General features: G+C 65.3%; 9 protein-coding genes. 8 read left to right on the forward strand and 1 reads right to left on the reverse strand.

The genetic code is table 11. The features are described 5' to 3' along the window. The first annotated feature begins 70 nt into the window (after positions 1 to 70). The 6 genes from AC1C2Q_RS12425 to AC1C2Q_RS12450 all read left to right on the forward strand — a co-directional run bounded on the left by AC1C2Q_RS12425 (position 71) and on the right by AC1C2Q_RS12450 (position 8,314). Complete coding sequence (locus AC1C2Q_RS12425) at positions 71 to 2,521, forward strand: glycoside hydrolase family 2 protein (RefSeq protein WP_495450361.1); 2,451 nt, start codon at positions 71 to 73, stop codon at positions 2,519 to 2,521. Positions 2,522 to 2,755: 234 nt separating this feature from the next. Then, positions 2,756 to 4,459 carry an ABC transporter substrate-binding protein gene (locus tag AC1C2Q_RS12430; RefSeq protein WP_495450362.1) on the forward strand — a complete coding sequence of 568 codons (1,704 nt, stop codon included), beginning with the start codon at positions 2,756 to 2,758 and terminating at the stop codon, positions 4,457 to 4,459. 43 nt (positions 4,460 to 4,502) lie between these two features. Next, entirely contained in the window at positions 4,503 to 5,492 is a 990-nt protein-coding gene (locus tag AC1C2Q_RS12435) for an ABC transporter permease (RefSeq protein ID WP_495431395.1), read from the forward strand. Positions 5,493 to 5,496: 4 nt separating this feature from the next. Next, positions 5,497 to 6,507: an ABC transporter permease gene (locus AC1C2Q_RS12440; RefSeq protein ID WP_495450363.1), complete on the forward strand. Its 1,011-nt coding sequence runs from the start codon at positions 5,497 to 5,499 to the stop codon at positions 6,505 to 6,507. Next, positions 6,504 to 7,412 carry an ABC transporter ATP-binding protein gene (locus tag AC1C2Q_RS12445; protein WP_495450364.1) on the forward strand — a complete coding sequence of 303 codons (909 nt, stop codon included), beginning with the start codon at positions 6,504 to 6,506 and terminating at the stop codon, positions 7,410 to 7,412. The genes AC1C2Q_RS12440 and AC1C2Q_RS12445 overlap by 4 nt, the downstream gene beginning before the upstream one ends. Next, complete coding sequence (locus AC1C2Q_RS12450; protein WP_495450365.1) at positions 7,409 to 8,314, forward strand: ABC transporter ATP-binding protein; 906 nt, start codon at positions 7,409 to 7,411, stop codon at positions 8,312 to 8,314. Before AC1C2Q_RS12445 ends, AC1C2Q_RS12450 begins: the two co-directional genes overlap by 4 nt. A 37-nt stretch (positions 8,315 to 8,351) precedes the next feature. Here the strand turns inward: AC1C2Q_RS12450 and AC1C2Q_RS12455 are convergent, their stop codons facing one another. Continuing rightward, positions 8,352 to 10,538, reverse strand: a complete 2,187-nt coding sequence (locus tag AC1C2Q_RS12455) for a glycoside hydrolase family 36 protein (protein WP_495450366.1) — start codon at positions 10,536 to 10,538, stop codon at positions 8,352 to 8,354. Positions 10,539 to 10,624: 86 nt separating this feature from the next. On the opposite strand from AC1C2Q_RS12455, the gene AC1C2Q_RS12460 reads away from it, so the two are divergent. Both AC1C2Q_RS12460 and AC1C2Q_RS12465 read left to right on the forward strand, forming a co-directional pair. Next, on the forward strand, positions 10,625 to 11,761 hold the full coding sequence (locus AC1C2Q_RS12460; RefSeq protein ID WP_495450367.1) for an ROK family protein: 1,137 nt from the start codon (positions 10,625 to 10,627) through the stop codon (positions 11,759 to 11,761). Between the two features lie 75 nt (positions 11,762 to 11,836). Then, on the forward strand, positions 11,837 to 13,951 hold the full coding sequence (locus AC1C2Q_RS12465; RefSeq protein ID WP_495450368.1) for an alpha-galactosidase: 2,115 nt from the start codon (positions 11,837 to 11,839) through the stop codon (positions 13,949 to 13,951). Positions 13,952 to 13,956: the final 5 nt, after the last annotated feature.

The following is a 13,956-nucleotide window of genomic DNA, read 5'->3' on the forward strand; positions in this document are numbered from 1 at the left end:
CGTCAGAGTTTGTAAGACTATGGAACTAAGTGTTGCGCCCACCGGGGTGTGCCAGAGGCGAAGGAGCCGCATGACCGTCATCGAACTGTCCGAGAACTGGACCGTCACCGCGGCCTCAGGTCCCGCGCCTGAGAACGTCGCAGGTCACTCGATACCCGCACAGGTGCCGGGTTCGGTGCACCTCGACCTGCAGCGCGCCGGGCTCATCGACGAACCATTCGACGGAGCGAACGAGACCGCGCAGCAGTGGATCGGCGATGTGGACTGGACTTTTGAGACCACATTCCGCTGGCACGACGAAGGCTCAGAGCGTCGCGATCTCGTCGCCGACGGCCTCGACACAATCGCGACCGTGACGCTCAACGGCGTCGAGGTCGGTCGTACCCAGAACCAGCACCGCTCATACCGCTTCGACATCGGCGCCGCGCTCGTCGAAGGTGACAACGCGCTGCGCATCGACTTCGCAGCCCCCGTGCCGGCGGCGCACGCACGCTCCGACGAGCACGGCGAACGTCCCTACGTGAACCATCATCCCTATAACGCCGTGCGCAAGATGGCCAGCAGCTTCGGCTGGGACTGGGGCATCGATGTCGCTGGCGCCGGCATCTGGAAGCCCATCCGCATCGAAACCTGGTCGACGGCGCGCATCGCGTCCGTCCGCCCGCTCGTCGATGTGAAGACCGACGAGATTGGCACTGCTGGCATCCTCGACGCCCACATCGAAATCGAACGCGCCGACGGGTTGAAGCAGAGGCCGCTCCAGGTTGAGGTTGAAATCGCCGGCCAGATCGTCACTGCCGAGATCACCGCTGGCGCCACCAGCACGCACATTCAGGTCGAGGTCGCCGACGCGGACCTCTGGTGGCCGCGCAGCCACGGCGCCCAGCCGCTCTACGACGTCGCGGTGCGACTGGCTGACCTCGACAGTTGGGAAGGCCGTATCGGTTTCCGCACTGTGCGGGTCGATATTGCGCCCGACGAGCACGGCAGTCCGTATGCGGTGTATGTGAACGACCAGCTCGTGCACATCCGCGGCGCCAACTGGATCCCTGACCACGCGTTCCTCACCGAGATCGACCATGACCGCTACGCGCGTCGCATCGCGGATGCGACCGAGGCGAACATGAACCTGCTGCGAGTGTGGGGTGGCGGAATCTACGAGTCCGACGACTTCTACTCGATCTGTGATGAGCAGGGCGTCCTCGTGCAGCAGGACTTTCTGCTGGCCTGCGCCGCCTATGCGGAGGAAGAATGGCTCGCCGACGAGATCGAAGCCGAAGCCCGCGAGGCGATCTCGCGCTTGTCGTCGCATCCATCGCTCGCGATCTGGAACGGCAATAACGAGAACATCGTCGGTTATGCCGAGTGGGGATGGCGCACGCGCCTCGAGGGCAAGACGTGGGGTGAGGCGTACTACCGCCGACTCTTCCCGCGCCTGCTCGCGGAACTCGACCCAACGCGCTTCTACTCAGCGGGCAGCCCCTATTCGTTCTCCTCTTACGTGAGCCCGAACCTCGACACGCACGGCACGGTGCACATCTGGGATGTCTGGAACGAGAAGGATTACACGGCCTACGCCGATTGGACGCCTCGTTTCGTCGCCGAGTTCGGCTTCCAGGGGCCGCCCGCATGGACGACGCTCACGGATGCCGTGCACGATTCCCCGCTCGAGCCCTACGGCGAGCAGATGCTCGTGCATCAGAAGGCAAACAAGGGCAATCTCAAGCTCGAACGCGGTTACGGCCCGCACCTGCCAAAGCCCGCGACAATCGACGACTGGCACTGGGCCACACAGCTCAACCAGGCGGCCGCCGTGCGATTCGGCATCGCGCACTTCCGCTCGCTCGCGCCGTACAATACCGGCTCGATCGTCTGGCAGCTGAATGACGATTGGCCAGTCATCTCGTGGGCGGCCGTCGACTTCGCCGAGCGCCGCAAGCCCCTCTGGTACGCGCTCAAGGCGGTCTATGAACCGCGCCTGATCACCGTGCAGCCGAGGGATGGCGCGCTCGCCGCAGTTCTGCTCAACGATCACGCCGAGGCCTGGGCCGGTGACATCGCCATTCGCCGTATCTCGTTCGACGGCACAGTGCTGGCAGAGACCTCGGTCACCGCAGAGATCGCGGCGCGCGGTGAAGCGACCCTTGCGATTCCCGCCCCATTGCATGCGCCTGAGGATGCCGCGGGCGAGGTGCTCGTGATCGACGCTCCCGGCTTCGGTCGCGGGGTGCACAACTTCGCCGAGGTCGTCGATCAGCGTCTCGAGAAGGCATCGTTCGACGTCTCTGCCGAAGCAGCGGATGGCGCCGTGCGCGTGACAGTGACGGCGCGCTCGTTCGTCCGCGACGCATTCCTGCTCGCGGATCGAGGGCACGTCGATGCATCGGTCGACAGTGGCCTCGTGACGTTGTTGCCTGGCGAGAGCCACTCGTTCCTCGTGACCGGGGCGCCAGAGGGAACCGACCCTGCGGCATTCACCGCTCCGCTCGTTTTGCGACACGCAGGAGACCTGCAGGCCTGAGCTCACCAGCTCGATGACGGGGACCCCATCCGATGAATGTCGGACGGGGTCCCCGTTCTGCCCTGGCACCGAAGCGCTTCGACGACTTTGTTCCGTTTGTGTCTTAACTGGCTTGACGGAGTTCGTTTCAGTGCGTAACAATGGCGTCCGGGAGAACGCACTCTCAGCCCCCTGCGTCAGCACAGGGTTCGTCGACGCTGCAGCACCAGCTGCGGCGTGAGGAAAGGACCAAGGATGATTCTTCGCTCACAGCGCGCTCGTCGCGCATCGCTCACGATCGCCACGGGCGCCACCGCCCTCGGCCTCGTGTTGACCGGCTGTGCCTCCACCGGTGACTCCGGTGGCTCCGGCAGTGCCGCGTCCGACGCGAACACGCTCGTCGCCTTCACCGGACAGGCCGGCGACTACCAGCGCAACTTCAACCCGTACGCACCCACCAACATCGGTGGACTCGGCACGATTTTCGAGCCCCTGTTCTTCGTCACGAACGTCAACACCGAAGACTTTGAACCGCTGCTCGCGACCGAGTACACGTGGAATGAAGACGGGACGCAGCTCGATCTCACGCTCCGCGAGGACGTCACCTGGAGCGACGGTGAGGCATTCGACGCAGACGACGTTGTCTTCACGTTCCAGATGATCCTCGACACCCCGTCGATCAACACCGGCGGATTTGCCGGCGAGGTGACGAAAGTCGATGACTTCCACGTCAGCATCGCATTCCCCGAGCCCGCGTTCGTCACCGGCCCTGAGGTTCTCGGCAAGACGTTCATCGTTCCTGAGCACATCTGGTCAGGCATCGATCCCGTCACCGATGTCGTCGCCGAACCGGTGGGCACCGGCCCCTACACGCTGGCAAACTTCAAGCCGCAGGCGTTCACCATCACCGCGAACGAAGATTACTGGGGTGGCGCGCCCGCAGTTGAGAACGTCCGCTACCTGTCGCTGTCAGGCAACACCGCCGGAGCCGACGCGCTTGCCGCTGGCACGATCGACTGGCAGACGGGCCCTGTCCCCGACATCCAGAACGTTCCAGAGAACTACCCGGGCTACGAGGCGATCACGATCGGCGCAAACCAGATGGCGCTGCTCACCTGCTCGAACGCCGACCTCGGCTGCACGGGCCCGCAGACGGATCCGGCCGTGCGCCAGGCGATCTACTACGCCCTCGACCGCGAGCAGATGAACTCGCTCGCCTTCCAGAACACCGCAAGCGACATGTCGCCGACATTCGCACTGCTGCCATCGCAGGAGGAGTTCATCTCCGACGCGATCGAAGACAAGAGCGTTCCCGCGGGGGCCGACCTCGACAAGGTCGACGAGATCCTCACCGGTGCCGGCTACGAGAAGGATGCCGACGGCATCTACGCCAAGGATGGCGTCGCGCTGAACCTCACGGTCGAGGTCGTCACCGGCTGGACTGATTACATCACCGCGATCGACACCATGGCCCAGCAGCTCAAGGCGGCAGGCATTGGCGTCACGGCCGCACAGTCCTCGTGGAACGAGTGGACCGACAAGAAGAGCAAGGGCAACTACCAGCTGGCGATCGACTCGCTCGGCCAGGGCGCGGCATCCGACCCGTACTACCTGTACAACAACTACTTCTCGACGGCGAACACCGCAGAGGTCGGTCAGGCAGCACCCGTCAACGTCGCGCGCTTCAGCGACCCTGCCGTCGATGAGGCACTCGCCGTGCTCAAGAAGACGAACCCGGCCGACCTCGCGACGCGCCAGGCGCAGTTCGACATCATCCAGGCCGCGATCGTCGAGGACCTGCCGTACATCCCGGTACTCACCGGAGGAACAACGAGCGAGTTCAACGCCGCGAAGTTCACCGGCTGGCCCACACTCGATGATCTGTACGCGTTCCCGGCGATCTGGGCATCGCCTGACAACGCGCAGATCTTCAAGGCACTGACACCGACGGGCGAGTGAACGTGGCCGAGGAGGGGTTTGAGATGACGGCGGGTGTGATCCGGTGAACTACTACATACGAAAGCTGGGCTTCTACGTTGTCGCCCTGTGGGCGGCACTGACGCTCAACTTCCTGATCCCACGCCTACTGCCGGGCAATCCGGTCGATATTCTGCTCGCCAAGCTCCAGCAGCGAGGCGGACAGGTCTCAGCCGAGACCAGGCGCGCATACGAACTCCTCCTCGGCGGCGACTCGTCCGAGCCGCTGATCGTTCAATACGTCAGCTACTTGGTGAACGTCTTCAAAGGTGACCTCGGAGTATCAGTCACCTACTTCCCGGCGCCCGTCACCGAGGTGATCGCCGTCTCTCTGCCATGGACGATCATGCTGATCGGCATCTCGACAGTGCTGGCGTTTATCATCGGCATCTCCCTCGGTGCCTTTGTCGGCTGGAAGCCGGGAACCTGGGTGGACTCGCTCGTGCCGGCCACGACGCTGCTGGCGGCAGTGCCTTACTTCTGGCTCGCGCTCATCCTGGTGTATTTCCTGTCCACCGGGCTCGGACTGTTTCCGTCGCAGGGTGGGTACAACGTCATCCTTGACCCCGGCTGGAGCTGGGAGTTCATCGGCTCGGCGATCTACTACGGCTTCCTACCGGCGCTCACTATCGTGATCGCGTCGCTCGGCGGATGGTTGCTGGGGATGCGAAACATGATGGTCTCCACGCTCTCAGAGGACTACATTCTCACTGCCCAGGCGAAGGGCCTCTCCAACGGCCGCATTCTGCGCCACTACGCGGCCCGCAACGCGGTGCTGCCATCCATCGCGGGGTTCGCGATCTCACTCGGCTTCGTCGTCGGCGGCTCCGTCATCACCGAGCAGGTGTTCTCGTACCCCGGCATCGGCTCCAAGTTGCTCTCGGCGGTGACGAACAACGACTACGCGCTCATGCAGGGACTCTTCCTGTTCATCACGCTCGCAGTGCTCGGAGCGAACCTGATCGTCGACCTGTTCTACGGCCTTATCGATCCCCGCACGCGGACAAGGAGCTGATCGCATGACCAATATCGTCCCCACCACTGAACCTCAGCTCGCCGACGCGACCGAGACGATCGTCACACGTGCGGCGCGTGAGAGGTCGAATCGATCCCAGCGATCACGTTCGGCACTTCGCCAGATGCTCCCGACGATGACGCCATGGCTTGCGTTCGGGCTTGTGCTCATCGGCAGCATCGTCGCGTTCGGCCTCATCGGCCCTTATCTCGTCGGTGATCCGGCGACCATCCGCAACATCGGCCTCACCGGACCATCGGCCGAACACCTGCTCGGAACGACTCAGACGGGCAAAGACGTGCTGGCGCAGCTCGCATACGCCACGCGCGGCTCACTTGAGATCGGCCTCATCGTCGGCGTGCTTGCCACCGTGCTGTCGGCGTTCTTCGGAATCTTCGGCGCATACATCGGCGGTTTCGCCGATGAGGCGTTCTCGCTCCTGTCGAACGTGTTCTTGGTGATTCCTGGCCTGCCGCTGGTCATCGTCATCTCGGGCTTCGTTCCGGCCGAGGCGCGAGGGCTTTGGACTATTGCGGTCGTCCTGGCGATCACGAGCTGGGCCGGCTCTGCCCGCGTCCTTCGCGCGCAGACGCTCTCGATCCGTAACCGTGACTACGTCGCCGCCTCCCGCGTTGCAGGAGAGAGGGCATGGCGCGTCATTGTCGTGGAGATCCTCCCGAACCTGCTGCCCGTTCTCGCCTCACAGTTCGTCTTCGCTGTCATCGCCGCGATCCTCGGCGAAGCAGGGCTGTCGTTCATCGGCCTCGGCGCATCCAATTCGTCCACGCTCGGAACAATGCTTTTCTACGCGCAGAACGGATTCGCGCTGCCCCTGGGTGCATGGTGGTGGTTTGTGCCACCAGGCTTGCTCATTGCGCTGTTCGGCATGGGCCTGTCGCTCGTGAACTTCTCGATCGACGAGATCATCAACCCCAAGCTCAAGCACGTACGCCAGCATGCGCGCCGGACTCGCCGTGCACGCCGCGAGCAGCTCAAGAAGGAGCGCAGCCGATGAACGCTGTCACCGAGGCCCGTCGGCCTGTTCTCACGATCGAGGATCTCACCGTCGTCTACGAAGTTGAGGAGCCAGTCACCGCGGTCAAGAATGCCTCGTTCCAACTTGCGGCGGGTGAGATCCTGGGCCTCGCCGGCGAGTCGGGATGTGGCAAGACGACCCTCGCATACGCGGTGAACCGGCTGCACAAGCCGCCAGCACGCATCGCGAACGGCAGCATCGTCTTCCACGATCGCGCTGGTGTTGACATCGATCTGCTCGCGCTCGACGATGAGAGGCTACGGGCGTTCCGCTGGTCGGAGCTGTCGATGGTGTTCCAGGGCGCAATGAATGCGCTCAACCCTGTGACCAGCATCCGCGCCCAGCTCGAGGATGTCTTGCAGGAGCACCGCCCGAAGATGTCGAAGCGCGAGCGCCGAGACCGGGCAGCCGACGTGATGCGTCGCGTGGGCGTTGATCCATCGCGGCTCACGTCGTATCCGCACGAACTGTCCGGCGGCATGCGCCAGCGCGTGATGATCGCGATGGCCATGATCCTCGAGCCGCAGGTCATGATCATGGACGAGCCGACCACGGCGCTCGATGTCGTCGTGCAGCGCGACATATTGCGCGAGATCGTTCGCCTGCGAGATGAGCTCGGCTTCGCCGTGATCTTCATCACCCACGATCTGCCGCTGCTGCTGGAGATCAGCGATCGCATCGCCGTCATGCTGCGCGGCGAGATCATCGAGCTGAGCGGAGCGGACGAGATGTATCGAAACCCGCAACACGAATACACCCGCAAACTGCTCGCCTCATTCCCGAGCCTCAGCGGATCACGCGGATCGTTCATCCGCACCGGGATCGACACCGAGACCGACACCGGAACTGACACCGGAACCGACACAGAGGAGGCGCGCGCATGACGAGTGTGAAGGTCACTGACCTGGTCAAGGAGTTCAGCATCCGCAAGGGCGTGCGCCGCCAGCGATTCCGCGCGGTTGACGGGGTTTCCTTCGACCTCGTGCCCGGACGCACGGTGGCGCTGGTGGGGGAGTCGGGGTCGGGCAAGTCGACCATCGCTCGCATCCTCTCCAAGCTCGAGACGCCGACGTCGGGGACGATCGGGGTCACGCAGGCAGATGGCAGACCCGTCGCACGGCGTGACTACCGGCGCCACGTGCAGATGGTGTTCCAGGACCCGTTCGCTTCACTCAACCCGTTCCATTCGATCGAGCACCACATCAGTCGCCCGCTGCAGCTTCACAAGCGCACCCGCGGGGCAGACGAGACCTACGAGAAGGTCATCGAGATGCTCGAGCGAGTGAATCTCGACGAGTCGTTCGCGCAGCGGCGTCCGCATGAGCTTTCCGGCGGTCAGCGTCAGCGTGTGGCGATCGCCCGTGCGCTCGCGCCGGGTGCGCAGGTCGTGCTCGCCGATGAGCCGGTGTCGATGTTGGACGTTTCCATTCGGCTCGGAGTGCTCAACCTGCTCGGTCGGCTGCAGCGTGAGGACGACCTGGCCGTCCTCTACATCACGCACGACCTCGCCACCGCGCGCCACTTCTCCGACGAGATCCTCGTCCTCTATAAGGGGCGCATCGTCGAACGGGGGCCAGCGGATGCCGTCATCCTCGACCCCCATCACGACTACACGCGTCTGCTCGCGATGGCAGCCCCCGACCCCGAGCGGATCGGCAAGGTCGTGAGTGGGGAGAAGACACCGGATCGCGCCACCCTGGACAACTCGGTGTGCTTCAACCACTTCACCGGCCAATGGGAAGGCGCTGAGCGGGAAGGCGCGAAGACAACGCCGGCAGTCGCCTGAGCACGTCTTCCGAGCGGGTGGTGTGCCGCACGGCGCGTCACCCGCCCTCTCGCATCTCAGCGGCAGCGCGTGAGGCGACGCGCACGTCCAGTACTCGTGCGCTCGGCTCGTCGCCTGATGCCGTGACCGTGAGGACGGCGGATGCGGCATCCCATGCCCACGTCCACCCGCCGACGTCGGCGGGGAAGAACGCCGCCACCGACAGCTCTCGACACTGCGCCCACGGCAGGTGCAGGCGCGCCGTCTGGGACCCGGCACGTCTCCATACCGACAGATACGCGTGATCACCGGTGCCGAGACCCAGCGATACCCAGTCGTCGTCCCATGCGGGCAGGCCTAGGGGCCACTCTGGGTGCCTGTCGCGGATGTCGGCGAGCACTCTCTTGTGCGCCGTGACGGCCGCGCGCACGGCGGCGACCTCGACGGGAGACATGCGGTTGAGGTAGCCGGAAAGGTACATGCGGCCGAGCACGCCGTTGACCAGCGCGAACGTGCGCTCCTCATCGGTCATGCCCGCCTGCGGATACGCCCAGTTTCCGGCCTGCTCCGGCAGGATCGCCGCGGGTGCGGCGGCGGCGATGGAGGCGTATGCGACGGGATCCTGTTGATCGGAGGTCGACTGCATGTGCAGGCGTGACAGCAGCGCGTAGTCCATGCGCATCGCGCCGGATGAGCAGTTCTCGATGATGAGCGCCGGATGCCGCGATTGCACGCCGTCGATCCAGCTGAGCAGCGCGCGGGCGTGCTCGAACAGGCCGTGTCCGGGAGCGAGACCGTCGAGATCAGTGCCCGGCCCCGTCATCGTGTTCTCGTCCATCTTGATGAAGCCGATGCCGTATTCATCGACGAGACGGTCAACGACGGCGTCGAGGTGCGCGCGAGCGGCCAGGTGGCGCAGATCCAGCAGGTGCCGGCCGTGCTCGGCAATGCGCACCCCCTGGCGTTGGAAGAATGCCTCGTTTGGCAGCGTCTCGGCGAGCGGGGAGCGCACACCGATGACTTCGGGCTCCAGCCACAGCCCTGGCGTCATGCCGCGCGAGCGGATGTAGTCGGTCACCTCGGTGATGCCACCGGGGAAGCGCACGGCTGAGGGCTCCCACGCTCCGACACCGTCCCACCAGTGCCCATCCGCGTACCAGCCGGCGTCGATGCAGAAATAGTCGGCCCCGGCCTCTGCCGCCGCATCGATCAACGGGAGCAGCTTTTCGGTCGTAGGGTCGCCCATCAGCGTGTTCATGTAGTCGTTGAAGACGACCGGCAGCGCATCATCGGCCGGGCGCGGAAGGCGAATGGCGCGGCGTTGATCAGTGAGCGCGCGCAGTGCGTCGGTCGCATCGCCGACGGCGACGGCAACGGAAACCGGCGCGGATCGAAATGTCTCTCCAGGGTGCAACCGCACGTTCCACTGGTGCTCCTGGTCGGTGGGGCCGCTGAGCAGCACATAGGCGCCGCGGCCGTTCTCGCCGAGCTCTGCCAGCCACGGACCGTTGTGCTCAATCTGCCAGGCGAGGGCATAGCCGCCATCGGATGCCGCCAGAGCCGCAGTCGGAACCTTCTCTCCGCTCGACCACGACCCGCGGTTGCCGAGCGCGATTCGCGTGCGTGGGGGCTGGTGGTGGTGCAGGTGGCGTCCGACATCGATGAGGCCGGCTGCGCGCAGCGGCTCGGTCTTCCAACGATTCTCGGCGATCCAGTCGTTGTCGGCGTGGGTGAGCACGATCGCATCGACCGACGATGCCTCCGCATCAGCGAGGAACGATCCGGTCGCGAAGCTCGAGACGGCGTCGAGTACGAGCCCAGCATCCGTCGTGACTTCAGTCCAGGTGCGCACTGCTGCGGCCGAGGCGTGTGCCTGGAATACGCTCGTCACGCGGATGCCGCGCGAACCGTCTTCCTGCATGGTGCTTTCCTGAACGATGCTTTCCTGAACGATGCGCAGCTCGTGGCATCCATTCTTTTCTGACTCGTTGTGCGACACGAGACGCAGATCGCGTCCGATGACCGTGTCGACATGGCGGAAACTTCCGGGGAAGCGCCCGTGGCCGAACGCGGAGATCTCGACGAGTGGTTGTTCGCCGTGGCCCTCGGGCAGGACAGGTGTGGGCGCGGGGGAGCCGGAGGGGCGCAGCGAGAGGACGCTCACCGGCCCATCGATGGGAGCTGCGAAAGTGAGGGAGATGCGCGGAGCGTGCCAGACAATGTCTGCTGCAGGGCGGGGTGTCATGTCGGATCCTCGATCGTGGGTGTGATGAGATCCTTTCAATCCTCTGTGCCTCGGCGCAAGCCACTATGTTTAATTAGGTGACAAACGTGTCTAATAAAGTAGCGAACATGGATGAGATGTCTCCGGCCGTGCGCGCCGCGCTCCTCGAGGTGCTCATTCACGGTGAGCTTCCTCGCGCGGAGATCGCGCGGCGCCTGCATCTGTCGCGGGCGAGCCTCACGCGCATCACCAGGCAACTCGTCGACGGGGGCTTCCTCGCTGAGGGTGAGACGCGGCTGATGGCGCAGACCGGTCGGCCATCGGAACTCCTGTCGCTGCGCGCGGATGCGCGCCATTTCCTCGGCGTCAAGCTCACCGGCGATCGCCTTTACGCCGTCGTCACGGACCTTTCCGCCACCATCGTGGCCTCCGTCGATCATGCGCTTCTCTCGCGCGAGCCCGCAGACGTCGTCAGCCAGATCGCGGACGTATGCCGGGAGTTCACGGTGCAATGGCCAGACCTCGTCGCCATCGGTATCACGCTCGCCGGGCGAGTCAGCCGGCGCGCTGACGGTGCGCGGGTGGAACAGTCAGCGTTCCTCGAGTGGGAGGATGTGCCGCTGGGTGCCATGGTCGTCGCAGCGACAGGGATGCCATGCTCAGTGGAGAACGACGTGCAGGCGCTCACCGCGACCGAGCACTGGTTCGGTGCGGGTGCTGGCATTGACGACATGGCGCTCATCACGGTGGGAATGGGTATCGGCTGCGGTCTCGTCGTGGGTGGAAATGTCGTCGAGGGTGCGCACTCACGGTCGGGTCAGGTGAGTCACACGATCGTGGATGAGGCTGGCCCGCACTGTGACCTTGGGCACCGAGGCTGCGCGTCCAGCATGCTCGTGAACGACGCGATCGTCGGGGCGTATCGCCAGGCGGGAGCGGACTACTCGCGGGTCGTCGAGGCAGCACGTGAGGGTGATCCCATCGCGCGTGCGGTCTTTGCAGATGCCGGCCGGGCGCTGGGTGTGCTCATCGCCACGGTCGTCAATCTCGTGGATCCGCAGAAGGTCGTACTCACCGGTGATGGCATCGCCGTGCATGAGCTCGGCGGAGACGCGATGCGTGCGGCGCTCGCCGACCGCCTCGACAGGGAAGCGGTGGAGGTCGACCTCGATGTCCGCACCGGAGACTTCTCAGAGTGGGCGCGTGCAGGTGCCGGAATCGCCATTCGAGGGATGCTCGCATAATTCTTTGTTTCATGATTTGACAAACCATGGATGCGCGCGGGACTCTGGAATCTCCATCTAGACGGAGGCTCCGCCATGTCCGATGTTCGACGCTTTCACGCCGCCGGTGCGGCGCTCGTCGTCGCCTTCCGCGACGCCGGCCTGCCGGAGGTGCTCCACTGGGGCGCTGACATCGGCGAGGCGTCGGACGATGCCTTGGCCGCTCTTGATGCTGCGAATGTGCGCCAGATTCCCGCGAGCGCGCTTGACGAGGCGTGGCCGTTCACAATTCTGCCGACCGAGCGAGACGGCTGGCAGGGACGCCCCGGCCTGTCCGGTGCGATCGCGGGGGCGCCGCTGCTGCCGGACTGGAGCGTCGAGCGGATTGATTCCGACGAGCGCGGCTTCTCGATCGTCGCGGCGGCCGAAGGGCTGAAGCTGGAGAGCGTGCTGCGGTTTGACGCCGACGGTGTGCTGCATGTCGATCATCGCGTCGTGAACGAGGGCAGCGGCTCGGTCTCGGTCGCGGGGTTGGATGCAGTGCTGCCCGTTGCCGAGCGTGCGAGCGAGCTGCTCGACTTCACTGGGCGGTGGACGCGAGAGCGCTCGCCGCAGCGCCGCCCGATCGTGATGGGCAGTCAGGTGCGTGAGTCGCGTCGTGGGCGCACGGGGCACGACGCCTCGACGCTCGCTGTCGCTGGCACACCGGGCTTCGGCGACCGAACAGGGGAGGTCTGGGCAGTGCACCTCGCATGGAGCGGCGATGCCGTCTACCGCACCGACCGCCTGCCAGAAGGTCGCAATGCGCTGGGTGCGGGCGAGCTGCTGCGTCCCGATGAGATCGTGCTCGCGCCCGGTGAGGCATTCGCGTCACCGACGGCATGGTTCGCGTGGAGTGATGCGGGCCTCGATGGTCTGTCGTCGCGGATGCACAGGTCGCTGCGCGCGCGCCCGGCGCATCCCTCCTCTCCGCGTCCTGTGGTGCTGAACACCTGGGAGGCCGTGTACTTCGATCACACGCTGGCTCCGCTGACCGCGTTGGCGGATGCCGCGGCATCCGTCGGTGTGGAGCGTTTCGTGCTCGATGACGGCTGGTTCCTCGGGCGTCGGCGGGATGACGCCGGCCTCGGCGATTGGATCGTCGACCCAGCAGTGTGGGCGGAGGGTTTGCATCCCATCGTCGATCACGTGCGCACGCTCGGTATGGGGTTCGGCTTGTGGGTCGAGCCGGAGATGATCAACCTCGATTCGGAACTTGCACGCGAGCATCCGGACTGGCTGCTGAGGGCGCCGGAGCGCGAGACGCGGTCGTGGCGCAATCAGCACGTGCTCGACGTGGCGCGGCCCGAGGTTGCTGCGTATCTGCTGGATCATTTGAGCGCGATCCTGGACGAGTACCCGATCGAGTACCTGAAGTGGGATCACAACCGCGATTTGCTCGAGGCCGCGCATGCGGGGCGTGCCGGCGTGGATGCGCAGACCCGCGCGGTGTATGCGCTGCTCGGTGAGCTGCGCCGGCGGCACCCCTCCGTGGAGATCGAATCGTGCTCTTCGGGTGGCGGCCGCGTCGATCTCGGCATCCTCGCGCACTCCGACCGGGTATGGGCATCCGATACGAATGACCCGATCGAGCGTTCGCGCATCCAGCGCTGGACCGAGCTGCTGCTGCCGCCAGAGCTGATCGGCAGCCATGTCGGGCCCAGCACCGCGCACACGACGCATCGCGTGACCGACCTGCGTTTCCGGATGGCGACGACCCTGTTCGCGTCCGCGGGCATCGAGACCGACATCACCCGCTTCACGGACGACGAGCGGACCGAGCTTGCCGCGTGGATTCTCGAGTACAAGCGGCTGCGTGAACTCATGCACACCGGCGAACTCGTGCACGATGCGACCGAGGACGAGGGGCAGTTGCTGACCGGTGCCGTGGCGCATGACAAGCGGCACGCACTGTTCCGACTGACACGCGAGACCACGGGTGCGTGGGCGGTGCCGCCGGCCCTGCGCTTGCCGGGCCTTGACTCCGCGCTGACCTACCGCGTTTCGGTCGTGTCAGCGCTGACGACGAAGACGTATCTCGACCCGAAGACCGTGCCCTGGGTGGCGGACGGCGGCGTCGTGCTGCCAGGGTCGCTGCTGACGGGGATCGGGCTGCGCACGCCGCTTCTGGCGCCCGCATCGGCGCTGGTGCTGGAGGCCGTGGCGGTCTGAGGTGG

This window comes from Microbacterium sp. Y356 (assembly GCF_059445355.1).

Excerpts from the sequence above, each read along its gene's own strand:
- AC1C2Q_RS12455 (WP_495450366.1), bottom strand. The coding sequence starts at position 10,538 with ATGACACCCCGCCCTGCAGCAGACATTGTCTGGCACGCTCCGCGCATC.
- AC1C2Q_RS12450 (WP_495450365.1), top strand. The coding sequence starts at position 7,409 with ATGACGAGTGTGAAGGTCACTGACCTGGTCAAGGAGTTCAGCATCCGC.
- AC1C2Q_RS12465 (WP_495450368.1), top strand. The coding sequence starts at position 11,837 with ATGTCCGATGTTCGACGCTTTCACGCCGCCGGTGCGGCGCTCGTCGTC.
- AC1C2Q_RS12425 (WP_495450361.1), top strand. The coding sequence starts at position 71 with ATGACCGTCATCGAACTGTCCGAGAACTGGACCGTCACCGCGGCCTCA.
- AC1C2Q_RS12445 (WP_495450364.1), top strand. The coding sequence starts at position 6,504 with ATGAACGCTGTCACCGAGGCCCGTCGGCCTGTTCTCACGATCGAGGAT.
- AC1C2Q_RS12440 (WP_495450363.1), top strand. The coding sequence starts at position 5,497 with ATGACCAATATCGTCCCCACCACTGAACCTCAGCTCGCCGACGCGACC.
- AC1C2Q_RS12430 (WP_495450362.1), top strand. The coding sequence starts at position 2,756 with ATGATTCTTCGCTCACAGCGCGCTCGTCGCGCATCGCTCACGATCGCC.